The following is a 24,456-nucleotide window of genomic DNA, read 5'->3' as shown; positions in this document are numbered from 1 at the left end:
AAAAAATAGGGACAGCACTGGTGATGAACATGTGATTCCTAGGAGGAGATGACCAATGTGGCAAGGCTGGCCCCTTGAGCGGGTGCTGCTCTTGTTTGTGGGACTTGCGTTTGCGATGCTGTCTGTTCAGGTGACACTGTTCCACGCCCGGCAAAACTTTCGCCGCTGGGAGATGTGGGTGCCGGTGATCGAAGGGCCTTTGTTTGCCGTGACCGCCATCGTCCTGGCTTTTTACAATGCGGGGTGGCTGCGCGTGCTGTTTGCCCTGTTTATGTGGATTGGCTTGGTTGGCAGTCTGTACGGAGCCTATCTGCATACTGCGGGAGTGGGACAGCGCGTAGGCGGGTATTCCCAGAGCCAAAACTTTTTGGTTGGCCCGCCCATTATGCTGCCGCTGCTAATGACAGCGATCTCGGCCCTGGGGCTGCTGGCCCTGTACTGGGGGTGAGGCGGCATGGCGAAAACGAGCCGTTACCCATCGTATGACGTGTGGGAGGAACACGAGGCCTGGGACCCTCACACCCGGAACATCGTGGCCAAGCGGCGCACTCCGCAAGTGGCCTGTCGTTTTTTTACCAAAACGGAAGCGATACTGCTGCAGTCCATCGTCAGCGTGCTGGTGGATGACCACCGGCTGGAGGTGCTGACGTACGTGGTCCAGCATCTGGACGAAACGGCCGCCAGTCCGATCGGTGAATCGCAGCGGAAAGTGGGGGTGCCGCCCAAACAGCAGTTGTACCTTCTGGGCTTGGCCGGAGTCAACGAGGCCAGCCGCGAGATGTACGGCGAGGAATTTCCCGGCTTGAAGCGGGAAGAGCAGCAGGCTGTGCTGGAAGCGGTGGCTGCCGGGCAGGTTCCCGCTACGACCGCCTGGGCGCAGCTGAACCCCGTCGACTTTTTCACCAAGCTGCTCCGCGACACGGTGGAGGCGTATTACTCTCACCCCCTGGTCTGGTCGGACATCGGCTACGGAGGACCGGCGTATCCGCGCGGCTATGTGCGCGTGGAAAAAGGACTGGTGGATCCCTGGGAGGCGAAAGCGGATGGAGAATAAGGACCGGGTTACGCATCACATCGACCATTATGAAGGGCATCGTTCCAAGCGGCTGGATCAGCGCCGGTACGCGGACGGGGCGGATGTCTGTATCGTCGGGGCGGGGGCGGCAGGCGGCGTGCTGGCATACGAACTGGCCAAGGCCGGGCTGCGCGTCGTCGTGATCGAAGCCGGCCCCTTCTGGAATCCGCAGACCGATTTTGCCAGTGACGAATTGGCGATGAAAAACCTCGGCTGGCAGGAGACCCGCCTGGTCGACGGGAACAATCCGCTGCGGCTGGGGCACAACAACTCGGGAAGGGGCGTAGGGGGCGGCACGGTTCATTTTACCGGGGTTTTCCTGCGGTTTCACGAGAGCGACTTCATGACCAAGACAGTGGATGGTGTAGGCGAAGACTGGCCGATCCGCTATCAGGACCTGGCTCCCTACTACGACAAGATCGAGCGGGAAATTGCCGTGTCCGGTCCCGATTACTTCCCCTGGGGGCCGTTCAACGGGCCGTATCCGTTTCCGGTGCGGGAGCCGATCAGCGCCAACTCCCAGTTGTTTCGCGAAGCGTGCGCAAAATTGGGCTTCGACAGCGTCGTCGCGCCGCTGGCCATTTTGTCCGCGCCGTTTGACGGCCGGCCTCCCTGCATCAACCGTGGATTTTGCAACCAGGGCTGCATGCCCAACGCCAAGTACAGCGGCTTGATTCACCACATCCCGAAAGCGATCCAGGCGGGAGCGGAAGTGCTGTCCGACTGCATGGTGACGCAGATTCTCACCGATGGGACGCGCGTTACCGGCGTTCTCTTTCAACACGGCAACGACACCTACAAGCAGACAGCCCGGGTGGTGATTCTCGCCGGCTATGTCGTGGAGACGCCGCGCCTGCTGCTCAATTCTGCCACGCCCCATTTTCCCGACGGACTGGCCAATTCCAGCGGGTGGGTGGGCAAGGCGATCATGACCCACTCCAGTCAGGACGTGTACGGACTGCTTCCGGAAGAAGTGCGCCTGTACAAAGGGACGCCTGTGCTTGCGTTGACCCAGCATTTTTACGAGACGGACCGGAACCGGGGATTTGCCCGGGGGTACACGCTCAGCGCCCATGGAGCCAGACCGGTGGCGATGGCCGGTGGGATTGCGGCGGAACGGATGGACGGCACCTTATTGTGGGGAAAAGCCTTGCGGGAGACGATGCTGGATTACAACTACTACGCCCGGATCACGCTCGTCGGAGAGGTGCTTCCCAATCCCGACAACGCCGTCACGTTGAGCGACGAGAAGGACGAGTACGGTCTGCCGATTCCTAAAGTGACCTTTTCCTACGGTGAAAACGACAAAAAGCTGATCGCGCACGCCATCGAGCAGATGAAACGGCTGATTGAAGCGATGGGCGGCACACCGCAGCACGTCGTCGACGACACGGCCCACCTGATGGGCGGCTGCCGGATGGGCAAGGACCCGTCGACGTCGGTAGTCAATGAATTCGGGCAAACCCACGACATTCCCAACTTGTTCATCGCGGGTGCTTCCACGTTTGTCACCTCAGGCGGCGCCAATCCGACCAACACGGTGATGGCGCTGGCCGCCCGGACAGCGGACCGCCTGGTGGAAGCAATGAAGACAAGAGACGTCTGATTGGTGTTCACGGAACTGTCGACATCATATCTTCCCTGCCTTATGTGTGTATTGTATACTGATAAACAGATATGCAAGGCAAAGGTGGGGTATTATGGATGTGGATTTGACTCAGGTGCTGTATTTGTCTGAGATCTACAAGCTTCTCGGCGACAAAACACGCTTGACGATCATGGCTCTCCTGCAGGTACAGTCTTTCTGTGTACGCGATCTCGTGGAGATTTTGCAAACATCCCAACCATCTGTTTCCCAGCACTTGGCCAAATTGAAAACACACGGGTTGGTGAAGGAGAAGCGCATGGGTCCCTGGGTGTTTTACTCCCTGAACACGGAGTGCCCACCTGCCGTAAAGCAGATTCTTTCGCACTTGCCGGACCTGTCGCCTCTCATCAAGGAGAAAAAACAAGCGAGTGTGCAATCGCTCGCATAATAAACGACTGTGCGCCAAAGTATTTGGCGAAGCCGCTTCTGCATTGGAAGCGGCTTTATAATGTTTACGCATAAAATTTCTTTAATCAGGAAAAAAGCGTTGAATCAAGAGAGATTCAACGCTTCAGCGTGTAGACAAAGTCTGCGGCGCATGGGAGATCGGGCCCGCTCGCTCGCTTGACGCCCAGCACAGAAGCGAATGATGTCCGCTCCAAAACGAGACGCGGGCAGGGGACAAACATCTGGGTATTTCGATGAAGTGAGACTTGTGTCCCCTGTTGATTCCCGCGTCTTCGTTTTTCCGCTAAGTCGGTCGTCAAAGGAGCTCGCTTGGCCCATCACTCCATGCCCGTACTTTATCTCCACCTTCGGTTGATCAATGTGCAGGCCTTTCGGCCTGACAACGATGGAAAGATTGTATCCTTGCGGAACCTCAATGAAAAAGTACAGTTTGTCTTCAGTCTGAAGCGTTGAATCAAGAGAGATTCAACGCTTTTTTTAACTGCTCCTTGTCAAAGCCGTGAACGACGATTTGCTCGCCGTCTTCGTTTACGATCAGGGTAACAGGCGTCATGCTCGCTCCCAGTTGGATCGCTTCCTGGAAATAGGCGTCATTTTTGCGGATATCGCGGTCCTCAAACGGGATGTTTTGCTGCGTCAGCCATAATTTTTCCTCCTGGCAGGGGCCGCAAGTAGGCTGTGTGTAGACAATGACCGTACGAGCCATGTGGGTTTGCTCCTTTCGTACTCAAATGAAAGGGAATACTTCGCGGCGGGACAGGGGAACTCCTGCCGCCATCGGCACTTAGAATGCCCAAAAACCACAGCGAACCGACACCGCCCCTTGAGCCGTCCCCGTGTGGTTTCGCTGCATGATGAGGAAAAATCAGGTGGAATAGATACATAGCTAGCGGTGCACATTATATTCAGTGACATGGAGGAGGTGAATGGACGATGCCGAAACAAAACAAACAAGCAGGTGCCAACCAAGCGCAACAACAAGCTGCGCAAAACACCGCTACCGAATTTGCAAGCGAAACCAACGTATCGGAAGTACGCCGTCAAAACCAGCAATCCGCTGCGAAATCTGCTCAGCAAGCGCAGCAACCTACCGAATAACAGGAACAATCACCCCCGCTTTTTTGCGGGGGTTTGTTTTTTGATTTGATGCAGCACTTGCCAATAATAGAATGGGGTGATATCGTCACTGCATAATCAAAGAATGGGGAGCGGGATTGTGTATGATCGTGGGAATTGGCACGGACATTGTGGAAATCGGACGCGTACAGGCGCTGATCGAACGGCGTACGAAAGCGCTTGACCGCCTGTTTACGGACGCGGAAAAAGCACTGCTGGACGGGAAGGAGAAGGCGCGGCGGGCGGAATATCTGGCCGGCCGGTTTGCTGCCAAGGAAGCGGCGGCAAAGGCGCTCGGCACCGGGATTGGCAGCCAGGTAGGCTTTCACGATCTGGAAATCTTCTCTTCAGACACAGGCAAGCCGGACCTGCGCATCAGCAGGGAGGCGCTGGAGCGAGTCGGACTCACACCGGAGCGGGTACGGGTTCACCTCAGCATTTCTCACAGCCGGGATTATGCCGTGGCGCAGGTTGTAGTGGAAGAACTGTAAAACTTGTCTGCATATCGGGACGAGGATGGACATAGATTTATATCGCGTAGATCAGGAGGGACTACCTGCTCTAACAGATAGGGTAAGTCTTCAGCCGATCAAGGCGATGTCGCGTCCCCGATACCCGAACGGATTATTGACACGATGTGCGCGGAAGAGGCGAAAGACTGACAGATTTCCCAGGAAATAGACAGGGGTGCCCTTCTTTGTCGAAATTAGCAGACAAGGAGGAGTTCTTTGAATGAAACGGGCAGCTTTTCCACTGGTTTTCTTGTTGGTCTTTTCCCTGCTGCTCGGCGGCTGCTTCGGTCAGAAAACACCGGACGATGTGGTGGATGACCTGAGCAGCACGCTGGACAAGATGGCCGGCTACAAATCTCAGGCCGTACTGACGATGCAGACTGGCTCCACGGCGATGGAGTACGACGTGTCGGTGTGGTACGAAAAACCGACCAACTACCGTGTCGCGCTCACGTCCAAACAGCGAGGCATTACGCAGATCATCCTGCGCAACAATGAAGGGGTGTTTGTCCTGACGCCGCATCTCAACAAGAGCTTCCGCTTCCAGAGCGGCTGGCCGGAAAACAACGGTCCGCTCTATCTGTACGAGACGCTGGCCCGCAGCATCATTGACGACACGGAACGCAAGATGGAAATGGACGACAAGCAGTACGTATTTGAAGTCAAGGCCAATTACTCCGGCAATCGCTCCCTGACCAGGCAGAAGATCTGGCTGACGGAGGAGCTGAAGCCGACGCGTGCGGAAATCATGGATTCCAATATGAATACACTGGTTACGATCAACTTTACCGACTTTGTGTTCAACCCGCAATTTGACAAGGATGCGTTTGACAAAGACCGCAACATGAGCACCAGTTCGCTGCCGGTGGTGCCGACGCTGTCGCAGGCAAACGACACAAGCAAACCGCCATCCAGCCAGTTCGGCGTCATTGTGCCCACCTACATCCCCGAAGGCGTGAAGCAGGGCGACATCGAGCCGGTTACCCGGGACGGTGAACGGACGGTCGTATTGGAGTACAAGGGTTTGTACAACTACAAGTTGATTGAAGCGCGCCCCACGGCGACATCGGTGTCCTCGGAGCAGGGGGTTCCGGTCGATCTGGGCTTCACCATCGGGGTGCTGATCCAAAATGCTGACAATCAGCGCTACCTGAGCTGGGAACTGGACGGCGTGGAATTTACGCTAACCGGCGACCTGCCGGAAGAGGAAATGGTCAAGGTGGCCCAATCCACGTACGGCGTGAGCGGTAAATAATCAATCGGGACGGCATTCGCCGTCCTTTTTTGTCGTGTATGGGGCTGTCTCTTTCGCATCGACTGCAGTGCCGGGAATTTCAGCGGGTTGCCGGGAATAGCAGCGGGGTGGACGAAAAGTACATACTGCCCGCGACAAGCGAATTGACATACAGCGTCAGAAAGCGATAAAGTCGAAGTAACTACGCGATGAGGTGAAGCATCATCCATGAAAAAAACGTCCGATGAGATTTTGTACCAGGAAGAGTCCGGCTACAAAGACCTGCTGCTGCGAAAAAACATGAAAATGCGCATTATGGAGACGCTATTCTTTGTGGTCGGGATGCTCTTGTTGTCTCAATTTTTCAACACACAATCACCGGCTTTCAAAGTGCTTGCCTTTGCCATCGCGATCGCGGTCGTCTGCCTTGCGCCATTTGTGTACAAGTATACGCTGCGGCCGTCGTACAAGCTGACCAAGACGCATCTGATCGTTTCCATGGGCGGTCGGGAGACGAGATATCCGTTGTCGGAAGTGGAGCCGATTTTTGAAGGCCGCCATTTGTACAAGTTGGGCGGCAAGCGGCATTCGTTGATGGTGTCCCGGCAGTTCCTCAACCACCTCAACGAACGGCTGTTTGTCTATCAAAAGCTGCAAAAGAGGAGATAACGAACGACATGAAACCGTACTGCCGCGATACCTGGGTTGAAGTGGATCTGGATGCGATTCGGGCCAATGTGCAGGCGTTCCGCCGCCACATACCGGCTTCCACCGGCATCATGGCCGTGGTCAAGGCGGACGGCTACGGACACGGCGCCTTTCACGTCGGCAGGGAAGCGCTGGACAGCGGGGCGAACTCGCTCGCCGTAGCGATGCTGGACGAAGCGATCGTGCTGAGGAAGGCGGGGATCACCGCGCCCATCCTGGTGCTCGGCTATACGCCGACGGATTCAGTGGTGACCGCCAGCCGCTGGGAGGTGGAGCTGACCGCCTACCATGCCGATTGGATGACGGAGGCGAATCGCTTGCTGCAGGAGGCGTCGGCCAAGCCTGTCGGTATTCACATCAAGGTGGATACGGGCATGGGCAGGCTTGGTGTGCGCTCCAAAGACGAGCTGTTTGCCGTGGTGGAAGCGCTCGAAAACAGTCCCCTGCTCCGCTGGGCGGGCATTTTTACGCATTTTGCTACTGCCGACGAACCGGATGTCACGCTTGTCTGCGAGCAGCACGAGCGGTTCCAGTCGTATTTGCGTGCCTTGCGGGAGACGGGCAGGCGTTTGCCGCGCGTTCACTGCGCCAATACCGCTGCCTCCATCGCCTTTCCCGAATGGGGGTATGATACGATCCGTTTAGGCATAGGTTTATACGGACTATACCCATCCGCCTACATGAAGCAGCAGGCTCGCGTGCAGCTGGTCCCTGCGCTTTCCCTGAAGACCCGGATTGCCCATCTCAAGCACATGACCGAACCGCCCTATACGATCAGCTATGGGGCGACGTACACTGCGCAGCCGGGCGAGCAGATTGCCTCGCTGCCGATCGGGTATGCCGACGGGTTTTCGCGGCTGCTGTCCAATCGCGGATCGGTTTTGGTAAATGGCTGTCGGGCGCCGGTGGTCGGCAGGGTCTGCATGGACCAGATCATGGTCAGGATCGATCACGGAACGGCACGGGTAGGTGATGAGGTGGTGCTGTACGGCAGACAGGGGGACGAGGAAATCTCGCTGGATGAAGTGGCCGATTGTTTGGGGACGATTAATTACGAGGTCGCGTGCATGCTTGATCACCGCATCCCGCGCGTCTATCTGCGGGACGGCAAAGTGGTGGACGTGTACCATTTACTGACGGGTCAGCGTGCCCTGTCACAAAGTGTAAATAACTAGCACTCGACATCAGGCAGGAATTTGCGGATGGAACGCGAATACAACTAGAGCGCAAAACAGGCTTTTTTTTGCCTAACAGCGATCGGACAGGTATATTTTTGAAAATGGTTCGACATAATGGTATTGTTCCTACTGGATCGCGGTGGAACGAGTCTGCGGGATGTTACGGTCATGGTTGGAGGTGGATTTGTCTTGTCTAAGTCTAACACGAAACGCATCATGATCAGCTTGCCACATCACCTGCTTCAGGAAGTGGATGGCGTTATTCAGAAAGAAAAATCCAATCGCAGCGAGTTTATTCGCCAGGCGATGCACCTTTACTTGAAAGAGCGCAAAAAGCGTGTCATTCGCGAAACCATGCAAAAAGGTTACATGGAAATGGCGAAAATCAATCTGAAAATGGCATCGGAGGCATTTGGCGCAGAGGAAGAGGCTGACCATACTCTTATCCGCTTAGTTAGCGGGGTGTGACTTGTGATTGTCAAACGTGGCGATGTGTTTTTCGCTGACCTGTCACCGGTCGTTGGCTCTGAACAGGGAGGCGTACGGCCTGTTTTAGTGATTCAAAACGATATTGGCAATCGCTTTAGTCCAACGGTCATCGTCGCCGCCATTACGGCGCAGATTCAGAAGGCTAAACTGCCGACGCATGTAGAGATTGACGCAAAAACGTACGGATTTGACCGTGACTCCGTAATTCTGCTGGAACAGATTCGAACCATTGACAAACAACGGCTGACCGATAAGATAACGCATCTGGACGACGAGATGATGGATCGCGTCAATGAATCCCTGCAGATCAGCCTGGGACTCATTGACTTTTAATCGTTTGCCTGATGCTCAGACAGCAAAAACCACTTGTGCAGCAAGTGGTTTTTTTGCTGTCGGGGCAGGGATTCAAAACAGCGGCAGCGAAATGATTTCGTAGACAAAAATTGACACGTTTTGCTAAATCGGATCGGTGACAAGTGCAGATGGAAGGAGTTTCCGGTTGTGACAGAGCCTTTTTCAGAACAAGTCAACATCGCTACAGAGGCGGACATTGTCACGGCCAGGCAGATCGGCCGCAACATGGCGAGACAATTGGGCTTTGGCACCATCATGCAGTCCCGCATCGCCACCACCATTTCCGAATTGGCCCGCAACATCTACCTGTACGCGGGCAGCGGCACGATTTTCATCGAACAGGTGGAGCGGGACAGCCGTATCGGGTTGCGGATCACGGCTGCCGACACCGGTCCGGGCATCGCCGATATGCGCAAGGCGATGGAGGACGGGTATTCCACCTCAGGCGGTTTGGGAGCCGGACTGCCGGGTGTGAAGCGGATGATGGACGAGTTTTTTCTGGAGAGCGTTCCCGGAAAAGGAACGCGTGTCATCGTCGTCAAGTGGCGGAACGAAGCGGGGGGAGGTGACCCCGATTGACGTATGACGACCTGGAAGAACAGTATGCACGGTTGTTGAGAGATTACCGGGAGGGCAAAGGAGAAGCCCCTTTGTACGGCGCCCAGCAGTTGGGCAAGCAGCTCTTGGCCCGCAACGTCTCCCCGGAAGAGCTCGCCGACCTGCACGGACGGGCGCTGGAGCGTTTGGGGCCGGTTCCCGAGTTCGTCCGGGAGTCGTTTCAGATTTTGACGGAAATCATGATCGAGTATGGGAACGCGTACCGCTCGATTCACAGTTGGCGGAGCCGGCACCAGCAGTTGGAGTCGGAAATCGCCGTAGCTTCCGCGATGCAGCAGGCACTGCTGCCGCAGCGGCTGCCCTCCTGCCCCGGTGTGGATGTAGGGTTGGTCAGTGTGCCGGCCAAACAGATGAGCGGCGACTACTACGATTTTGTCTGCCACGACAGTCACAGGTTCAGCCTCGCGATCGCCGACATAACGGGGAAGGGTATCCCCGCCGCCATGTGCATGTCGATGCTCAAATACGCGATCGACGGCCTGGGCGAGATGGAGCTGGGGCCGGCAGGCATCCTGCGTCATTTGAACAATGTCGTGGAGCGGAACCTCGATCCGAGCATGTTTGTCACGATGGTGTACGGCCGTTACGACGCGGATGTTCACCGCTTTTGCTACGCGACGGCGGGACATGAACCGGGCTTTTTGTACCGGCGGGCCGAGGACCGCTTTTACGATCTCGAAGGCAGGGGCGCAGCTCTGGGGATTGCGCCGGGAAGCACGTACGAGGAGCGGGAAGTCGAGCTCGAACCGGGAGATTGCCTCATCCTGTTGACGGACGGCGTGACGGAACGCAAGGTAGGACGGGCGTACTTCCAACGGGAGGAGCTGGTTTCCTATCTGCAGGGGGAAGTGGGAGTGCCGGCCCAGGAGATGGCCAACCGTCTCTACCACAGGCTGCTGCTCCTCTCCCAGTTTGAACTGCCGGATGATTACACCATGATCGTACTTCGACGGACGTGAGCACAGCATACGGGAGGGAGTTCGGATGGACCTGACGATTACGCACACGAGCAACGGCGGTGAACACGTGCTGGTACTCGCAGGGGAAATTGACGCCTATACGGGGCCGCAGCTAAAGGAGCGCCTGCTGCCGCTGGTCAACCAGCCGGACGTAAGGAGCGTCGCTGTGGATCTGACAGCCGTTGAATACATGGACAGCACGGGGATCGGGATTTTTGTCGCGGCGATGAAAGTGTGCAGGCAGACGGGCTGCCGGCTCCTTGTGGAACGCCTGTCGCCGCGGGTGGAGCGGCTGTTTCGGCTCACCGGATTGTATGAACGAATTGTTCCCCGCAAAGGAGAGAGCGACGAATGGCGCAACGACCTGAGGCCGATGTGATCCGACTGACGCTGCCAGCCCAGGCGGAGTATGTGGGCGTTGTCCGCCTGACTGTTTCGGGCATTGCCAACCGGATGGGATTTGCCTACGAGGAGATCGAAGACATCAAGCTGGCGGTGGCCGAGGCCTGTACCAATGCGGTGAATCACGCTTACGACCGCGCCGCCGAGGAGATGGAGCTGAGCGTCACCTGCCGTGTCTTCCCGGATCGCCTGGTCATCGAAGTGGCCGATCAGGGGAAAGGGTTTTGGTTTGACAGAGAGCCGGCAGATTTGCGGCCAATCCACCCCGATGCCGACCTCGATGACGTGGCCGAAGGAGGACTGGGGCTGTTCCTGATCCATGCGCTGATGGACGAGGTGGACGTTCAGGTGAGCGAGGGAGTGACGGTCACCATGACCAAGTACCTGCGGGGGGATGGGGTGGCTTGTGATGACCGGGCGGATTCCGAAGCGGAAGCCTAGCCGCGAAGAACTGATACGGCTGGTCGGCGCGTTTCGTGAGACAGGGGACCCCGGTCTGCAGGAGACACTGGTGCGCGCCTATACCCCACTCGTCGAGACGCTTGCGAGAAAATTCGTGCGCGGCCGGATTTCCTACGAGGACGTGTTTCAGGTGGGCATGCTCGGGCTGCTTGCCTCCTTACGCCGGTTTGACCCTGCGCTGGGCCGCACGTTTGAGAGTTTTGCCGTGCCGACCATTGTCGGGGAGATCAAACGCTACATCCGCGACAAGACCTGGAGCGTCCACGTCCCCCGGCGGATCAAGGAGCTGAGCCCGAAGATCAAGCGTATCGCGGACGAACTGACTGCCCGCCTGCAGCGCTCCCCGCAGATTGCGGAAATCGCGGAAGCGCTCGGCATCAGTGAGGAGGACGTGCTGGAGACGCTGGAGATGGGACGGAGCTACTATTCCCTGTCGATCGACAGCGAGCTGGAGTCGGACAGCGACGGCAACGCCGTCTCGCTTCTGGACATGGTCGGGGTAGAAGAGGAAGGGTATAACCGGATCGACCGGCAATTGATGCTGGACCGCGCCCTGCATGCTTTGGACCAACGGGAACAGGCCATCATTCATCTTACGTTTTTTCGGAATTTGAGCCAAAAGCAGGCAGGGGATCTGCTGGGCATGTCCCAGATGCACGTTTCGCGGCTGCAGCGCAGGGCTCTCGGTAAACTGCGCGCGGCGCTGCAAGCTGACAACCCGACATCATAACGCAAACGACGGCGGAGGTGGAGATCACCTCCGTTTTTTGGTCCGATGCGCGCTGGGGGCGATTTGACGGTTGTGATACAATAACCGCGTAGGATGAGAGCAGGAGGTACGGAATGGACCAAACGTTGATGATCCAGACGATCGCGCAGGAGACGGGCGTCAAGCCGCATCAGGTGGAGCGCACGATCGCCTTGCTGGACGAAGGCAATACGGTGCCCTTCATCGCCCGGTACCGCAAGGAAATGACCGGGCAGCTGGACGAAACACAGATTCGCGCCATTGACGAGCGCGTTCGCTATTTGCGCAACCTGTCCGTGCGCAAGGAAGAGGTTATCCGGCTGATCGAGGAGCAGGGCAAACTGACCGACGAGCTGAAGGCGGCCATCGAACGCGCCGTCAAGCTGCAGGAAGTGGAGGATTTGTACCGGCCGTACCGGCAGAAGCGGCGGACCCGGGCCACGATGGCTAAGGAAAAGGGCTTGGAGCCATTGGCCATGTACCTGTTGGGGTTGCCTGCGGCGGGTGACCCGGCAGCTGAGGCGGCCGCGTACCTCAACCCAGAAAAAGGCGTGGAGTCAGCGGAGCAGGCGCTGCAGGGAGCAATGGACATCGTAGCTGAACAACTCTCGGACGATGCAGAGATTCGGCAGTGGGTCCGGCAGCGGACGTTCCAGAAAGGGGTGCTGGTGTCGGAGCAAAAGGCGGAAGAAGCGGACGGGAAAAACGTCTACCAGATGTACTACGCATTCAGCGAGCCGCTGAAAAAGGTGGTTCCCCACCGCGTGCTGGCGATCAACCGGGGCGAGAACGAAGGCATCCTCAAGGTTGCGGTCGAGGCGCCAGTGGAGGAGATTCTCGCCTATCTGAAAAAACGCGTCATCACCCGGGAGACGGTGGCCCGCCCCTGGCTGGGAGCGGCTGTGGAAGACAGCTACAAGCGCCTGATCGCCCCGTCGATCGAGCGGGAAGTGCGGTCAGAGCTGACGGAGAAGGCAGAAGAGAGGGCGATTCACATTTTCGCGGAAAACCTCCGCAATCTCTTGCTGCAGCCTCCGCTGAAGGGCAAAGTGGTGCTGGGCGTTGACCCGGCCTACCGGACCGGCTGCAAGCTGGCCATCGTGGACGAGACCGGCAAACTGCTGGAGGTGGCCGTCATCTACCCGACGCCGCCTGCCAACAAGGTGGCGGAAGCGAAAGCCAAGGTTGTGGAGCTGATCGAAACATACGGCGTGCACGTCGTCGCCATCGGCAACGGAACGGCCTCGCGGGAGACGGAACAATTCATCGCCGGGGTCTTGAAGGAGCTAAAGCAGAGCGTGTTTTACATCATCGTCAACGAGGCGGGCGCCTCTGTCTACTCCGCTTCGGAACTGGCCAAGGAGGAATTTCCCGATCTGGACGTGGCCGAGCGCAGCGCCGTATCGATCGCCCGCCGTTTGCAGGACCCGCTGGCTGAGCTGGTCAAGATCGACCCCAAATCAATTGGCGTCGGCCAATACCAGCACGACGTCTCCCAGTCCCGCCTGGCGGAAAGCCTGCAGTTCGTCGTGGAGTCGGCGGTCAACCACGTCGGGGTGGACGTCAATACCGCTTCCCCCTCCCTCTTGCAGTACGTTTCCGGCATTACCCGCCAAGTGGCGAGCAACATCGTGAAGAAGCGGGAGGAGATCGGAAAGTTCACCGATCGCTCGCAGTTGAAAGACGTGCCTCGCCTCGGGGCCAAAACGTATGAACAGTGCATCGGCTTTTTGCGGATCATGGACGGCGTCAATCCGCTGGACAAAACGCCGATCCACCCCGAATCCTACGCGGCGGTGCACAAACTGCTGGCGATCATCGGCATCACTCCCGATGAGATCGGCAGCCAGACCTGCCGCGAACGGCTGCAGGCGCTGGATCTGGCGGAAACGGCGCGGCAATTGGAGATTGGCGAACCGACGCTTGCCGATATTGTCGACAGCCTGCTGCGCCCCGGACGTGACCCGCGGGACGAACTGCCCAAGCCCCTGCTGCGCAGCGACGTCCTCCAGCTCTCCGACTTGTCCGTGGGAATGAAGCTGCAGGGCACGGTCCGCAACGTGGTGGATTTCGGGGCGTTTGTGGACATCGGGCTGAAAAACGACGGTCTTGTCCACATCTCCCGGATGCGCAAAGGCTTTGTCAAGCACCCGCTGGACGTGGTGACGGTGGGCGACATCGTCGACGTCTGGGTGGTGGAGATTGATGAACAGCGGCAGCGCGTCGGCTTGACGATGATTGCCCCAGAGGAGTAAGTGCCCGGACGTCCTTCCGTCTCGGCCGAGGGAGGCCGCCTGCACGCAAAAAAAAGCGGCCTCTGCTTACTCCAAGCGGCCGCCGTGCTTTTCCAAATATAAAAACCAGCAACTGTTCAACAGGCGAATCTGCCGCACGTCCTTTCCGAAGAAGGCACGCTGCAGTTGCCTGCGCATCCACTGTGGCATGAGAGTACCTCCTGGCGTCAATCATCTATAGGCAATGTATGCCGAAGACGCGCCGGAGGTACCTGTTTCTTTGCGATGCTTATTCCTCTTCGTTCAAAAACTCAAGCTGCGCCTGCAGGGCGCGGATTTCCGTGAGCAGGGAAATGAGCGGATACTCGCTCTCCTGAAGCGCGGCAAAACAGCGCTCCAGACGGCTGACGTAAGCGAGGCCCTCTTCGATTGGGCAGGCGTCGCTCAGCAGTTCCAGTCCGGTGCACTCGGCGATGATGACGGGCAATTCCGGACGGTCGGCGATCGTCAGCTTGCCGATCTCCTTGTGCAGCCGTTTGAGCAATGCGACCAGTTGGTACATATGGGATTCGGGCATGGCGACAAAGCGCAGCCCGGTCTGTTCCTGCAAGATCAGATAACGCATAAGTCCTCCACCATTCTACGTGTCTTTCCCAACAAGTGTAGCTCATTCATCCGTTACTTTTCAATACGTGCGGGAGAGGTCGAGGGGACAGGCGGAGGACGGGGAGGAACCCATGACGGATCAGGAATTGCAGACGCTGGTGGAAACCATCTCGGAGGCGTTTTTTGGCAAGTCGTTTCGCCATCGCGCCCGCTTTAACCGGCGGTTGCGCACGACAGGCGGGCGGTACTTGCTTCATTCACACGATATCGAATTAAATCCCCGCCATCTGCAAGAGCACGGAGAAGCGGAACTGATCGGCATCATCAAACACGAGCTGTGCCACTACCACCTGCACCTGGAAAAACGGGGGTATCGGCACCGCGACCGGGAGTTTCGCGAGCTGTTGAAACAGGTGGGCGGCAGCCGGTACTGCCAGCAGGTAAGCGGCGGACGGACGCGGCTGCCCTACCGGTACGAACTGGTCTGCCGGGAGTGCGGCATGCGCTACAAGCGCAAGCGAAAGATGAATCCGGCTCGGTACCGCTGCGGCCGCTGCCGGGGCAAGCTGTCGCTCAGGGAGCTGGCGCGGGCGGACGGCAGCTGACTGTCGGCGGGGAGCGCGCGGGAGACAACAGGGCTTGTCAGGGAAAGCCCTCTTCCTTGCGTGCTTTTGGACGACAACGGTATAATGAATGCACTATGTGGAAAAAGGAGCGTTCGCGGTGGCGCACGACGAATTTTCGCTCATCCGCCAGTGGACGAGCCGTTCGGCCGGCCAGGAAGGAAACGGGCTTTCCGTGGGAATTGGCGACGATGCCGCCGTCTTTTCCCCCTCCCCGGGCATGGAGGTAGTCGCTTGCTGTGACGCCATGGCGGAAACCGTCCATTTTCTGCGGGAGACGATGAAGCCGAGCGATATCGGTTACAAGGCGGTTATCAGCAACATCAGCGACGTGGCGGCAATGGGCGGGATCGCCCGCTTTGCCCTGGTCAGCATCGCCGTACCCCCGCACTGGACAGCGGCGGAATGCCGGGAAATCTACGACGGGATTTACGAGGCGTGCGCTGCGTATGGCGTCCGGGTGATCGGCGGGGATACGGTGGCGGCGCCCGACGCCCTGCACCTGTCCGTGACTGTATTGGGGGAAGTGGAAAAGGGGCGGGCGCTTCGCCGCTCGGGTGCACGGCCGGGGCAACTCGTGTTTGTGACCGGTCACCTGGGAGGATCGGCCGCAGGACTTCATCTGCTGCTGCAGACCAGAGACGCGGGAGCGCGCGTGCCGTCTGAGTGGTCGGAGCTTGTCGCCTGCCACCAGCGGCCCGCGGCGCAGATTGAGGCAGGACGCCTGCTGCTTGCGTCCGGAGCGGCGGGGGCGCTGAACGACATCAGCGACGGGCTTGCCTCCGAGCTGTGGGAGATCGCAGAAGCGAGCGGCGTGAGCCTGGTGGTGGACGCCGCGCAGGTGCCGATGCACGAAGCGACCCGTGCGTACGCCGCACAGGCGGGCAGGGACCCGCTGGACTGGGCGCTGTACGGAGGCGAAGACTATCAGTTGGCAGGCACGGTGGACCCGGCGGGCGCGGAGACGCTTGCGCGGCAATGTGCCCAATCGGGCATATCCTTTCGCATTATCGGCCGCGTGGAAAAGGGCGGACCGTCCGTCACGCTGTGCCGCGACGGCGTATGCGGTCCGATGGCAAAAGCGGGCTACAATCATTTTGCACAAGCCGACTGACAAGAGAGGATGACAGGGATGACATACAGGTGGACGCTGTCCGGAGTCGCGGAGACCCAGCAGTTTGCCGAACGTCTGGCGGAACGGTTGCGGCCAGGCGACTTTCTGGCGCTGGAGGGTGACCTGGGCGCCGGCAAGACGACTTTCACCCAGGGACTGGCCCGCGGTCTGGGCGTGAAGCAGGTGGTGAACAGTCCGACGTTTACCATCATAAAAGAGTATCAGGGACGGCTGCCGCTTTATCACATGGACGTCTACCGGGTGGGGGACGATGTGGAGTCGCTCGGCCTGGACGAGTATTTTTTCGGTGATGGAGTCTGCGTGGTCGAATGGGCTTCCCTGATCGAGGATGTGCTGCCGCAGGAGCGGCTGACGATCATCTTGCGAAACGAGGGGGCGGACACCCGCCGCATCGAATTCGTGCCGCAGGGAGAGCGGTATGTGACTTTGTGCGAGGAGTTTGATAGTGATGCGCGTACTGGCGATTGACACGTCCAACCTGGTATTGAGCGTAGCCGTGGTGGAGGAGGGACGTGTGCTGGCGGAAGTGACCACCAACCAGCAAAAAAACCACTCCGTTCGCCTGATGGACTGCGTCTCCCGGCTGTTGGACGAGACGGACACGCGGCCGGAACAGCTTGCCGGCATCGGCGTGGCAAAAGGACCCGGATCGTATACAGGTGTCCGCATCGGCGTCGCCACGGCCAAAAGCATCGCTTGGGCGCTGAACCTGCCCGTCGTCGGCGTCTCCAGCCTGCAGGCGGTGGCGCAAAACGCGCTGGGCTTTCCGGGACTGATCGTTCCCTTGTTCGACGCGCGGCGGGGACAAGTTTACAGCGGAGCGTACCGGACAGCAGGAATGGAGGCGGTCGAGGTCCAGTTGGCCGAACGCATCATCCTGCTCTCCGACTGGCTGCCGCTGCTGTGCAAAGAAGCCGCAGGAGAACCGATCCTGTTCCTGGGCGAAGACGTCCGATTGCATCGGGAGACGATTGCGGCGGCGCTGGGAGATCAAGCCCGGTTTGCTCCGGCTTCGCACAACCATCCGCGGGCGGCCCATATCGGCCTTTTGGCACTGGGCGAGATCGAGCACGCCGGATCGGCGCATGCCCTGGTGCCCGAGTATCTGCAACTGGCAGAAGCAGAAGCAAAGTGGCTGGCCCAAAATCAGGAGGGTTCCCAAAAGGAGTAGAGGCATGGAGCAACAAGAACCGGTAGGATTTCGCTTTATGACACTGGCCGACGTACAAGCGGTTGCGGAACTGGAGCGGCTGTCGTTTACCACACCCTGGCCGCCCGATGCGTTTGTCAACGAACTGACAAGAAACCCCAACGCACGCTACGTCGTTGTCGTGAACCGGGAAAACAAGGTAATTGCCTACTGCGGGATGTGGGTTGTGCTGGACGAGGCGCACATTACCAACGTGGCCGTGCACCCCGCCTGGCGGGGGAAAAAGATCGGGGAGCGGCTGATGCGTAAAATGATGGAAGTGGCCGTGGCGTATGGAGCAAGGAGCATGACGCTGGAAGTGCGCCCGTCCAACACCGTGGCCCGACGCTTGTACGCCAAACTGGGCTTTGAGGAGCGGGGGCTGCGCAAACACTACTATTCGGACAATAACGAAGACGCGATCATAATGTGGGTGACACTGCAATGAACAGAAGAGAACCTTCCCGCTACGAGGAACGCGTGCGGCAGGCATACCAGGCGCACAAGGACTCGGGGGAACCAACGTACATTTTGGGGATCGAGACGAGCTGCGATGAGACGTCGGCTGCGGTGGTGCAGGACGGCCGCATCGTGCTGTCAAACGTGATCGCCTCACAGGCGGACATACACAAACGCTTCGGCGGGGTGGTCCCGGAGGTGGCCTCCCGTCGTCATGTGGAAAACATCACGCTGACGATCGAGGAGGCCTTGAGCCAGGCAGGCCGGTCACTGGAGGACATCCATGCCATCGCGGTCACGTACGGCCCCGGTCTGGTAGGCGCGCTGCTGGTGGGTGTGGCGGCGGCCAAGGCCATATCCTTTGCCCGCGGCATCCCCTTGATCGGTGTTCATCACATCGCCGGTCACATCTACGCCAACCGGCTGGTGGAAGAGATGCAGTTTCCACTGGTGGCGCTGGTTGTCTCGGGCGGCCACACCGAGCTGGTGCTGATGAGAGCGCACGGCGAGTACGAGATTCTGGGAGAAACCCGGGACGACGCCGCCGGTGAAGCGTACGACAAAGTGGCCCGGGCGCTGAAACTGCCTTATCCGGGCGGACCGCACATCGACCGGCTGGCCCGTGAAGGAGAGCCGCGTGTGCCGCTGCCGCGCGCCTGGCTGGAACCCGACTCCTATGATTTTAGCTTCAGCGGGCTGAAGTCGGCGGTGCTCAATACGCTGCACAACGCTTCGCAGCGGGGAGAGACGATCGATCCCGCCGACCTGGCGGCCAGTTTTCAGGATTCAGTGACCGAGGTGCTGGTGGAAAAAACGATCCGGGCGGCGAAGGAATACAAGGCCCGGCAGGTGCTGCTGGCCGGTGGCGTGGCCGCAAACCGCGGGCTGCGTGAACGGCTGCAGCAGCGCTGTGAGGCGGAGGGCATTGCCCTGGTCATCCCGCCGCTGTCGCTCTGTACCGACAATGCCGCGATGATCGCAGCCGCCGGGTACATCCAGTACCAGAAAGGCCAGTTTGCCGACCTTGACTTGAACGGCGTGCCCGGTCTTTCCCTATCGTGATAAAAGAGGGCTTGCGGAAGTGATTCCGCAGGCTCTCTTTTTTTCATAGGGACTCCATCTCGGTGTGGGGAAGAAAATTATATCAGCGTGTAGACAAAGTTCGCGGCGCATGGGAGATCGGGCCCGCTCGCTCGCTTGACGCCCAGCACAGAAGCAGATGAAGTCCGCTCCAAAACGAGACGCGGGCAGGGGACAAACATCTGGGTGTTTCGATGAAGTGAGACTTGTGTCCCCTGTTGGTCCCCGCGTCTTCGTTTTTCCGCTGAGCCGGTCGTCAAAGGAGCTCGCTTGGACCATCCCCTATGTCATATTTTCTAACATTTATTTGCGGATTTTTCCGAAAAATGGTTGACTTCATGAATTTTCATGTTAGAATTTATTACATAACATTCATCTTCTTCTCTCCATTCTCTCTCCATCTCCTCAATGGTGACCCAGGTATGGGTCTCTTTTTTTCGCACAAATTGCTGAAAATGCCGCGATTTTTTTCGGCAGCCGGCTGAGCGGAAGAGAGCGAGCTGACACGTCACATCTTTATCCACAGGCTCTGGATAATTTTCGGCGGATGCGTTCACCTGCTCCTGTGAATACTGGTGATAACACGAAGAATTGCCGGGAAAATCGACATTTTCCTGTGGATTTTTTTGTGGAATTTGTGGATAAAAGTATCGGTGTTATCAACAGAGGAGGGTGCCTGGTGAGAACAAAAGGGCTGCAGGTACTGGCTCTATGCCTGCTGTTGGCGGCTGTTGCAAATCCGGAAGCGTCGGCTGCCGCAGTCGCTGTTGGTGCTGCTGTGACAGCGGAAAAACCGGTGCATGCAACCGGAGCAGACCATCCGGCAGGCAGGCAGGTGGTGGCGTTGTTCGTGGAAGGGATGTCGTTTCGGGAGCTGGACCGCCTGCGCAGCTATCCACATGTGGATACATGGCTGGAGCAGGCGGAAGCGGGCGCGCTCTCCATCCGTACACCGGGGGCGCGTACGGCTGCCAATGGCTACCTGCTGCTCGGCAGCGGCGGACCGGCCGTGTACACGGAGCGCAGCGGTACGGCGTATCACCCGGAGGAGCTGCTCTCTTCCGGGGTGACGGCAGGTGAGCGTGCCCGGCAGCTAAGTCCAGCCGACGGGGCAGACGCGGCTCGTTTCCGGGTCGTGTTTCCCGGCATATATCGCCTGCACGCGGAAAACCGGTCCAAGCCGTACTCCACCCGGATCGGTTTGCTGGGCGAAACGCTTGCCCGCCATGGCATTCCCGCTGCCAGTTACGGCAACGGCGATTACGACGACGTGCGACAGCGGCACGCCGTACTTTTTGCCATGGATGAGCAGGGGCGCGTTCCCCGGGGAGATCTCTCCGCTACAGTCCTGGAGCGGCGGGACGACTACCCGTACGGCGTGCGGACTCGCTACGACTACCTTGCCGACCGGATTCGCGAAGACCGCACTTCCGGGTTGATTACCGTGCAGCTGTCTGACCTGGCTCGCCTCTATCAAGCGGCGGACGACATGGCCCCGGACCGGTTCGCCCGTCAGTACGATCAGGTACTGTCTGACCTTGGTGCATTTTTGGACCGGGTGCTGAGGGAACGCAGGCCGGACCAGTTGGTGATGCTGCTGTCGCCTGCGCCGCATGTTCAGGCCCAAAAGGAGAAAGCGCTGCTGACGCCGCTCCTGTTGTGGCGGGGAGGAGCGGCGGGGGTGCTCACTTCGGCGACGACCAGACAGACGGGGGTGGTCAGCGGTCTGGATGTACTGCCTACCGTCCTGTCATGGCTGCGCGTGCCTCCGCCGGAGCGGCTGACCGGCCACCTGCTGCGTCTGTCGAAGGAAATGAACGTGTCCGATCTGCTGCGTGAAGTGGAGCGGATTCACCACATTTACGCCAACCGTTCTTCCGTGTTGTACACGTACGTCATGCTGCAGATCGCGATCCTGGGAGCGGCTTCGTTCCTCTGGCTGTGGGGAAGGCGAACAGACGGCGGGAGGCTGAACCTGGCGCGGCGCGTTGTCCGTCTGGCGCTGCTGTCGATGCTCTGGTTTCCCCTGCTGTTTCTGGTGGAGGGGCTGGTCGGCTGGAAGGTGCCGTCAGCGGTTGTCCTGTCGGTGGTCATCACAGCTGCGCTGGCGGGGGGCATGCTGCTGGAACAGGCGCGTTCGCTTCCGGCCGGATTGTCTGCCGTGGCGGGATTGACCACGCTGGCGCTGCTGTTGGACGGCATGTTCGGCAATCCGGCGATGCGCCGTTCCTATCTGGGGTACGATCCGGTGATTGGCGCCCGTTTTTACGGGTTGGGCAACGAATACGAAGGGGTGCTGATCGGCAGCGCCATCCTGTTTGCTGCAGCGCTCGCTCAGTGGCGGCGGGACAGGCGGGAGGACGCGGAGAGAGGGACCGATCCGCTGTCCGTGGTCGTCGGCAGCGGCCTGTTTGGCTTCACCCTGTATTACATGGCATCTCCCGGGCTGGGGGCTGACGCCGGCGGGTTTCTCGCCGGTCTGGTCGGGTTCTCCGTGGCGTTTGTGCGGATGCAGGGGTGGCGAATGGGAAAAAAAGGCCTCCTGCTGTTGGCAGGAGGTGTCCTGGCAGGGATGGTCGCGTTGACGGTGGCCAGTCTGCTGTCCGGTCAGCCGCCCACTCACATTGGCCGGGTGGCGCAGCAGATCGCCTCAGGGGAGTGGACGGACGTGGCTCAGATCGTGCAGCGCAAACTGGAGATGAACCTGCGGCTGATCCGCGTGTCAGTGTGGAGCAAGGTGTTTGCCGTCTCGCTGGTCGTCCTCGGCCTGCTGGCTCTCTGCAACGATCGCTACCTGCGCCATCTGGCCCGCGATTATCCGTTTTTGGTCAAGGGGTTTTCAGGCGTGATCGCCGGGGCATTGGCCGGGCTTTTGCTCAACGATTCCGGGATCATCACCGCTGCGACCTGCATCGTGTTTCTTGTTGTGCCAGCCTTGTACGCAGCGTTGGGAAAGACGGAGGAGCAGCGCTGCTCCACATCCTGACCTTGCTGGCGTCATCGCAGCCGGACGGTTGGCCCCGGCGGCACAGACGGGTTTAAAGTCCATTTACTGTCGCCTTGCACCGGTGCCGCCTGTTTACCGCCCGAAGGAAGTCGGCTATAGGAAACATCGTCGGGGCATCACCCTTCGGAGAGTTCGCTCCATTCCTCGTAGAGCCGCTCCAGCTCCGCTTTCGCCTGCTCGATCAAGTCGTTTCGCTCTTTGGCTTGCACGTGGTCGCTGTACACCTCGGGCAGGCACAGCTCTTCCTCCCATTTGCGGATATCGGCTTCCCGCTGCTGAATGATTGCCTCGATCTCCTCCAGCCGGCGCTGACGCTGACGTTCGCGCCGTTTTGCCTCTTTGTCCAGCTCGTACGAGGATTTTTCCGTCTGGGGGGATGAGGCTGTTCCCTGCTTCTTGCCGAAGGGTGCCTGTTGTTCGGCTGCCAGCTGGGCCAACTCCTGTTTTTTCTCCACGTAATAGTCGTAGTTGCCGAGGTAGCTGGTCACTCCATCAGGGGTGAGCTCCAGCACGCGGGTGGCGATCTTGTTCAGGAAGTAGCGGTCGTGGGAGACGAACAGGATCGTGCCCGGGTAATCGTACAGCGCGTTTTCCAGCACTTCCTTGCTGTAGATGTCCAGGTGGTTGGTCGGCTCGTCGAAAATCAGGAAGTTGGCCTGCTTCAGCATCAGCTTGGCCAGCGAGACCCGCGCCCGTTCGCCGCCGGACAGCTCACAGATGCGCTTCTGCACGTCGTCACCGCTGAACAGAAAGTTGCCCAGGAGGGTGCGGACATCCTTTTCCAGCATCTGCGGGTACTCGTCCCAGATCTCGTTCAACACGGTATTTTGCTCGTTGAGATCGCGATGCTCCTGGTCGTAGTAGCCGATCGTCACGTTGCTGCCCAACTGGATGCTGCCAGAGAGCGCAGGGAGTTTTTGCACGATCGTCTTCAGCAGCGTCGATTTGCCGATGCCGTTGGGGCCGACCAGGGCGACGCGTTCTTCCCGCTCGATCTCAAACGTCAGGTTGCGGGAGAGGGCGGCATTCGGATAGCCGATGCTCAGGTCGGCCGCTTTGATCACGATGTTGCCGCTCATCTTGGCGATATCAAAAGAAAAATGTACCGATTTGTTCTGCATGATGGGCTTCTCCAGCCGCTCCATCTTTTCCAGCATCTTGCGCCGGCTCTGGGCCCGTTTGGTCGTGGTCGCCCGGGCGATGTTGCGGGCGATGAAGTCCTCCAGCCGGGCAATCTCCTCCTGCTGCTTTTCGTAGCGTTTCAATTCCTGCTCCAGCCGCGCCGCCTTTTGTTCCAGGAAACGGCTGTAGTTGCCCACGTACCGGGTGGCGCGGGTTCGCTCGATTTCGTAGACGACGGTCACCAGCTTGTCCAGAAAATAGCGGTCGTGGGAGACGACGAGGATGGCTCCCTGGTAGTTTTGCAGGTAGGTTTCCAGCCAGGTGAGCGTCTCGATATCCAGGTAGTTGGTCGGCTCGTCCAAAAGCAGGACGCTGGGGGCCTGAAGCAGCAGCTTGGCCAGCGCCAGGCGGGTTTTCTGCCCGCCGCTCAGCGTCTTGATCGGGGTCTGGCTGTCCATGTCGGCAAACCGCAGCCCGTGCAGGACGCCGCGAATGGCCGCTTCGTAGGCGTAACCGCCCCGCTCCTTGAACGCCTCGGAACGACGGGCGTAATCCTCGAGAATCTGCTGATAGCGTTTCTCGTCAGCCAGCACGTCAGGGTTGCCCATCAGCGCTTCCAGTTTTCGCAGCTCACGCTCTTCCTCCTGCAGATCACTGAACACGGTGAGCATCTCGTCCCAGATGGTTCGCTCCGATTCCAATCCGCTGTCCTGAGCCAGGTAGCCGACAGTGACATCCTTTGGAATCCGGACGGTTCCGCTGTCATAGCTGAGCTGACCGGCGAGGATTTTCATCAATGTCGACTTGCCGGCGCCGTTTACGCCGACCAGTCCGATCCGTTCTCCGGTTTGTATTTGCAGGGAGATGTCCTGTAAAATAGTCTCAACCCCGTACGTTTTGTGTATATGTTCAGCCTGAAGCAATATCATTGCATGTCACCTCTTTAATACATACCTGCACCGCAAGCGGGCGGGCGGCGCTTTTTTGTGCTTGCGGTCGCCGTCGCAATTTATCCTATCAGACAAGTGTAGCGTAGAGAGCGCGCCGGGGACAACCCTTGCGCCTCCCGTCGCAGGCACCGAAAACAGGG

Annotated in this window: 28 protein-coding genes; 24 read left to right on the top strand and 4 right to left on the bottom strand. The window is 58.9% G+C overall.

Features of this window, described 5'->3' with window-relative positions; all coding sequences use genetic code 11:
• The first annotated feature begins 55 nt into the window (after positions 1-55).
• From KDN35_RS18055 to KDN35_RS18040, 4 genes are all read left to right on the top strand, one after another.
• Entirely contained in the window at positions 56-448 is a 393-nt protein-coding gene (locus KDN35_RS18055) for a hypothetical protein (protein ID WP_171566163.1), read from the top strand.
• A gap of 6 nt (positions 449-454) precedes the next feature.
• The gene (locus KDN35_RS18050) at positions 455-1,054 is read left to right on the top strand and encodes a gluconate 2-dehydrogenase subunit 3 family protein (RefSeq protein WP_171566164.1); all 600 of its coding nucleotides are present in this window, start codon (positions 455-457) and stop codon (positions 1,052-1,054) included.
• Positions 1,044-2,681, top strand: a complete 1,638-nt coding sequence (locus KDN35_RS18045) for a GMC family oxidoreductase (protein WP_212133478.1) — start codon at positions 1,044-1,046, stop codon at positions 2,679-2,681. Before KDN35_RS18050 ends, KDN35_RS18045 begins: the two co-directional genes overlap by 11 nt.
• 94 nt (positions 2,682-2,775) lie before the next feature.
• Positions 2,776-3,111 carry an ArsR/SmtB family transcription factor gene (locus KDN35_RS18040; RefSeq protein WP_171566167.1) on the top strand — a complete coding sequence of 112 codons (336 nt, stop codon included), beginning with the start codon at positions 2,776-2,778 and terminating at the stop codon, positions 3,109-3,111.
• 474 nt (positions 3,112-3,585) lie between these two features.
• Here KDN35_RS18040 and KDN35_RS18035 read toward each other — a convergent pair whose 3' ends face one another.
• Positions 3,586-3,837 carry a glutaredoxin family protein gene (locus KDN35_RS18035; protein ID WP_171566169.1) on the bottom strand — a complete coding sequence of 84 codons (252 nt, stop codon included), beginning with the start codon at positions 3,835-3,837 and terminating at the stop codon, positions 3,586-3,588.
• 227 nt (positions 3,838-4,064) lie between these two features.
• Between KDN35_RS18035 and KDN35_RS18030 the strand changes: the two genes are divergently transcribed.
• From KDN35_RS18030 to KDN35_RS17970, 13 genes are all read left to right on the top strand, one after another.
• Positions 4,065-4,229, top strand: coding sequence for a gamma-type small acid-soluble spore protein (locus tag KDN35_RS18030; RefSeq protein ID WP_171566170.1), 165 nt, complete (start codon positions 4,065-4,067; stop codon positions 4,227-4,229).
• A 122-nt stretch (positions 4,230-4,351) separates the two neighbouring features.
• Positions 4,352-4,738 (top strand): holo-ACP synthase, encoded by a 387-nt coding sequence (acpS, locus tag KDN35_RS18025; RefSeq protein ID WP_171566171.1) that lies wholly within the window; start codon positions 4,352-4,354, stop codon positions 4,736-4,738.
• A gap of 241 nt (positions 4,739-4,979) precedes the next feature.
• Positions 4,980-6,014, top strand: coding sequence for a DUF4367 domain-containing protein (locus KDN35_RS18020; protein ID WP_171566173.1), 1,035 nt, complete (start codon positions 4,980-4,982; stop codon positions 6,012-6,014).
• A gap of 207 nt (positions 6,015-6,221) precedes the next feature.
• Positions 6,222-6,662 carry a hypothetical protein gene (locus KDN35_RS18015; RefSeq protein ID WP_171566174.1) on the top strand — a complete coding sequence of 147 codons (441 nt, stop codon included), beginning with the start codon at positions 6,222-6,224 and terminating at the stop codon, positions 6,660-6,662.
• A gap of 8 nt (positions 6,663-6,670) precedes the next feature.
• Positions 6,671-7,876 (top strand): alanine racemase, encoded by a 1,206-nt coding sequence (alr, locus tag KDN35_RS18010; protein ID WP_171566176.1) that lies wholly within the window; start codon positions 6,671-6,673, stop codon positions 7,874-7,876.
• Positions 7,877-8,047: 171 nt separating this feature from the next.
• Positions 8,048-8,347, top strand: a complete 300-nt coding sequence (locus KDN35_RS18005) for a CopG family ribbon-helix-helix protein (RefSeq protein ID WP_171566177.1) — start codon at positions 8,048-8,050, stop codon at positions 8,345-8,347.
• A 3-nt stretch (positions 8,348-8,350) separates the two neighbouring features.
• Positions 8,351-8,701 carry a type II toxin-antitoxin system PemK/MazF family toxin gene (locus tag KDN35_RS18000; protein ID WP_005830205.1) on the top strand — a complete coding sequence of 117 codons (351 nt, stop codon included), beginning with the start codon at positions 8,351-8,353 and terminating at the stop codon, positions 8,699-8,701.
• A gap of 168 nt (positions 8,702-8,869) precedes the next feature.
• Positions 8,870-9,301, top strand: coding sequence for an anti-sigma regulatory factor (locus tag KDN35_RS17995; protein WP_230077681.1), 432 nt, complete (start codon positions 8,870-8,872; stop codon positions 9,299-9,301).
• A complete protein-coding gene (locus KDN35_RS17990) occupies positions 9,298-10,299 on the top strand; it encodes a PP2C family protein-serine/threonine phosphatase (protein ID WP_171566178.1) in 1,002 nt (333 codons plus the stop codon). The genes KDN35_RS17995 and KDN35_RS17990 overlap by 4 nt, the downstream gene beginning before the upstream one ends.
• A 25-nt stretch (positions 10,300-10,324) precedes the next feature.
• Positions 10,325-10,678 carry an anti-sigma factor antagonist gene (locus tag KDN35_RS17985; RefSeq protein ID WP_171566180.1) on the top strand — a complete coding sequence of 118 codons (354 nt, stop codon included), beginning with the start codon at positions 10,325-10,327 and terminating at the stop codon, positions 10,676-10,678.
• A complete protein-coding gene (gene rsbW / locus KDN35_RS17980) occupies positions 10,651-11,142 on the top strand; it encodes an anti-sigma B factor RsbW (protein WP_171566182.1) in 492 nt (163 codons plus the stop codon). Before KDN35_RS17985 ends, rsbW begins: the two co-directional genes overlap by 28 nt.
• The gene (sigB, locus tag KDN35_RS17975) at positions 11,111-11,893 is read left to right on the top strand and encodes an RNA polymerase sigma factor SigB (protein WP_212133477.1); all 783 of its coding nucleotides are present in this window, start codon (positions 11,111-11,113) and stop codon (positions 11,891-11,893) included. Before rsbW ends, sigB begins: the two co-directional genes overlap by 32 nt.
• A 113-nt stretch (positions 11,894-12,006) precedes the next feature.
• Complete coding sequence (locus KDN35_RS17970; RefSeq protein ID WP_212133476.1) at positions 12,007-14,166, top strand: Tex family protein; 2,160 nt, start codon at positions 12,007-12,009, stop codon at positions 14,164-14,166.
• A 66-nt stretch (positions 14,167-14,232) separates the two neighbouring features.
• Here KDN35_RS17970 and cmpA read toward each other — a convergent pair whose 3' ends face one another.
• Together cmpA and KDN35_RS17960 are read right to left on the bottom strand one after the other, a co-directional pair.
• Complete coding sequence (cmpA, locus tag KDN35_RS17965; protein ID WP_171566187.1) at positions 14,233-14,355, bottom strand: cortex morphogenetic protein CmpA; 123 nt, start codon at positions 14,353-14,355, stop codon at positions 14,233-14,235.
• Between the two features lie 79 nt (positions 14,356-14,434).
• Positions 14,435-14,770, bottom strand: coding sequence for a hydrolase/acyltransferase (locus tag KDN35_RS17960; RefSeq protein ID WP_171566189.1), 336 nt, complete (start codon positions 14,768-14,770; stop codon positions 14,435-14,437).
• A gap of 112 nt (positions 14,771-14,882) precedes the next feature.
• On the opposite strand from KDN35_RS17960, the gene KDN35_RS17955 reads away from it, so the two are divergent.
• The 7 genes from KDN35_RS17955 (at position 14,883) to KDN35_RS17925 (ending at position 22,223) form a co-directional block, all read left to right on the top strand.
• Positions 14,883-15,356 (top strand): SprT family protein, encoded by a 474-nt coding sequence (locus KDN35_RS17955; protein ID WP_171566190.1) that lies wholly within the window; start codon positions 14,883-14,885, stop codon positions 15,354-15,356.
• 118 nt (positions 15,357-15,474) lie between these two features.
• Positions 15,475-16,488 (top strand): thiamine-phosphate kinase, encoded by a 1,014-nt coding sequence (gene thiL, locus KDN35_RS17950; RefSeq protein ID WP_212133475.1) that lies wholly within the window; start codon positions 15,475-15,477, stop codon positions 16,486-16,488.
• An 18-nt stretch (positions 16,489-16,506) separates the two neighbouring features.
• Positions 16,507-16,977: a tRNA (adenosine(37)-N6)-threonylcarbamoyltransferase complex ATPase subunit type 1 TsaE gene (tsaE, locus tag KDN35_RS17945; RefSeq protein WP_171566192.1), complete on the top strand. Its 471-nt coding sequence runs from the start codon at positions 16,507-16,509 to the stop codon at positions 16,975-16,977.
• Positions 16,958-17,680, top strand: coding sequence for a tRNA (adenosine(37)-N6)-threonylcarbamoyltransferase complex dimerization subunit type 1 TsaB (tsaB, locus tag KDN35_RS17940; RefSeq protein WP_171566193.1), 723 nt, complete (start codon positions 16,958-16,960; stop codon positions 17,678-17,680). Before tsaE ends, tsaB begins: the two co-directional genes overlap by 20 nt.
• A 4-nt stretch (positions 17,681-17,684) precedes the next feature.
• Positions 17,685-18,146, top strand: coding sequence for a ribosomal protein S18-alanine N-acetyltransferase (gene rimI, locus KDN35_RS17935; RefSeq protein WP_171566195.1), 462 nt, complete (start codon positions 17,685-17,687; stop codon positions 18,144-18,146).
• Positions 18,143-19,219, top strand: coding sequence for a tRNA (adenosine(37)-N6)-threonylcarbamoyltransferase complex transferase subunit TsaD (gene tsaD / locus KDN35_RS17930; protein WP_171566196.1), 1,077 nt, complete (start codon positions 18,143-18,145; stop codon positions 19,217-19,219). The genes rimI and tsaD overlap by 4 nt, the downstream gene beginning before the upstream one ends.
• A gap of 697 nt (positions 19,220-19,916) precedes the next feature.
• Entirely contained in the window at positions 19,917-22,223 is a 2,307-nt protein-coding gene (locus tag KDN35_RS17925) for a hypothetical protein (protein ID WP_171566197.1), read from the top strand.
• Positions 22,224-22,360: 137 nt separating this feature from the next.
• Here the strand turns inward: KDN35_RS17925 and abc-f are convergent, their stop codons facing one another.
• The gene (gene abc-f, locus KDN35_RS17920) at positions 22,361-24,295 is read right to left on the bottom strand and encodes a ribosomal protection-like ABC-F family protein (RefSeq protein ID WP_171566199.1); all 1,935 of its coding nucleotides are present in this window, start codon (positions 24,293-24,295) and stop codon (positions 22,361-22,363) included.
• Positions 24,296-24,456: the final 161 nt, after the last annotated feature.

This window comes from Brevibacillus sp. NL20B1 (genome assembly GCF_018195675.1).
GTDB lineage: Bacteria > Bacillota > Bacilli > Brevibacillales > Brevibacillaceae > Brevibacillus > Brevibacillus aydinogluensis.
Note: the sequence above shows the minus strand (reverse complement) of the source record. Positions and strands in the feature narration are given on the sequence as shown.

Excerpts from the sequence above, each read along its gene's own strand:
- KDN35_RS18005 (WP_171566177.1), top strand. The coding sequence starts at position 8,048 with ATGGTTGGAGGTGGATTTGTCTTGTCTAAGTCTAACACGAAACGCATC.
- KDN35_RS17960 (WP_171566189.1), bottom strand. The coding sequence starts at position 14,770 with ATGCGTTATCTGATCTTGCAGGAACAGACCGGGCTGCGCTTTGTCGCC.
- acpS (WP_171566171.1), top strand. The coding sequence starts at position 4,352 with ATGATCGTGGGAATTGGCACGGACATTGTGGAAATCGGACGCGTACAG.
- KDN35_RS18055 (WP_171566163.1), top strand. The coding sequence starts at position 56 with ATGTGGCAAGGCTGGCCCCTTGAGCGGGTGCTGCTCTTGTTTGTGGGA.
- tsaB (WP_171566193.1), top strand. The coding sequence starts at position 16,958 with ATGCGCGTACTGGCGATTGACACGTCCAACCTGGTATTGAGCGTAGCC.
- tsaD (WP_171566196.1), top strand. The coding sequence starts at position 18,143 with ATGAACAGAAGAGAACCTTCCCGCTACGAGGAACGCGTGCGGCAGGCA.
- rimI (WP_171566195.1), top strand. The coding sequence starts at position 17,685 with ATGGAGCAACAAGAACCGGTAGGATTTCGCTTTATGACACTGGCCGAC.
- alr (WP_171566176.1), top strand. The coding sequence starts at position 6,671 with ATGAAACCGTACTGCCGCGATACCTGGGTTGAAGTGGATCTGGATGCG.
- KDN35_RS18040 (WP_171566167.1), top strand. The coding sequence starts at position 2,776 with ATGGATGTGGATTTGACTCAGGTGCTGTATTTGTCTGAGATCTACAAG.
- sigB (WP_212133477.1), top strand. The coding sequence starts at position 11,111 with ATGACCGGGCGGATTCCGAAGCGGAAGCCTAGCCGCGAAGAACTGATA.
- cmpA (WP_171566187.1), bottom strand. The coding sequence starts at position 14,355 with ATGCCACAGTGGATGCGCAGGCAACTGCAGCGTGCCTTCTTCGGAAAG.
- rsbW (WP_171566182.1), top strand. The coding sequence starts at position 10,651 with ATGGCGCAACGACCTGAGGCCGATGTGATCCGACTGACGCTGCCAGCC.
- KDN35_RS18035 (WP_171566169.1), bottom strand. The coding sequence starts at position 3,837 with ATGGCTCGTACGGTCATTGTCTACACACAGCCTACTTGCGGCCCCTGC.
- KDN35_RS18015 (WP_171566174.1), top strand. The coding sequence starts at position 6,222 with ATGAAAAAAACGTCCGATGAGATTTTGTACCAGGAAGAGTCCGGCTAC.
- KDN35_RS18045 (WP_212133478.1), top strand. The coding sequence starts at position 1,044 with ATGGAGAATAAGGACCGGGTTACGCATCACATCGACCATTATGAAGGG.
- KDN35_RS17955 (WP_171566190.1), top strand. The coding sequence starts at position 14,883 with ATGACGGATCAGGAATTGCAGACGCTGGTGGAAACCATCTCGGAGGCG.
- KDN35_RS18050 (WP_171566164.1), top strand. The coding sequence starts at position 455 with ATGGCGAAAACGAGCCGTTACCCATCGTATGACGTGTGGGAGGAACAC.
- KDN35_RS18020 (WP_171566173.1), top strand. The coding sequence starts at position 4,980 with ATGAAACGGGCAGCTTTTCCACTGGTTTTCTTGTTGGTCTTTTCCCTG.
- tsaE (WP_171566192.1), top strand. The coding sequence starts at position 16,507 with ATGACATACAGGTGGACGCTGTCCGGAGTCGCGGAGACCCAGCAGTTT.
- KDN35_RS18030 (WP_171566170.1), top strand. The coding sequence starts at position 4,065 with ATGCCGAAACAAAACAAACAAGCAGGTGCCAACCAAGCGCAACAACAA.
- KDN35_RS17985 (WP_171566180.1), top strand. The coding sequence starts at position 10,325 with ATGGACCTGACGATTACGCACACGAGCAACGGCGGTGAACACGTGCTG.
- KDN35_RS17970 (WP_212133476.1), top strand. The coding sequence starts at position 12,007 with ATGGACCAAACGTTGATGATCCAGACGATCGCGCAGGAGACGGGCGTC.
- abc-f (WP_171566199.1), bottom strand. The coding sequence starts at position 24,295 with ATGATATTGCTTCAGGCTGAACATATACACAAAACGTACGGGGTTGAG.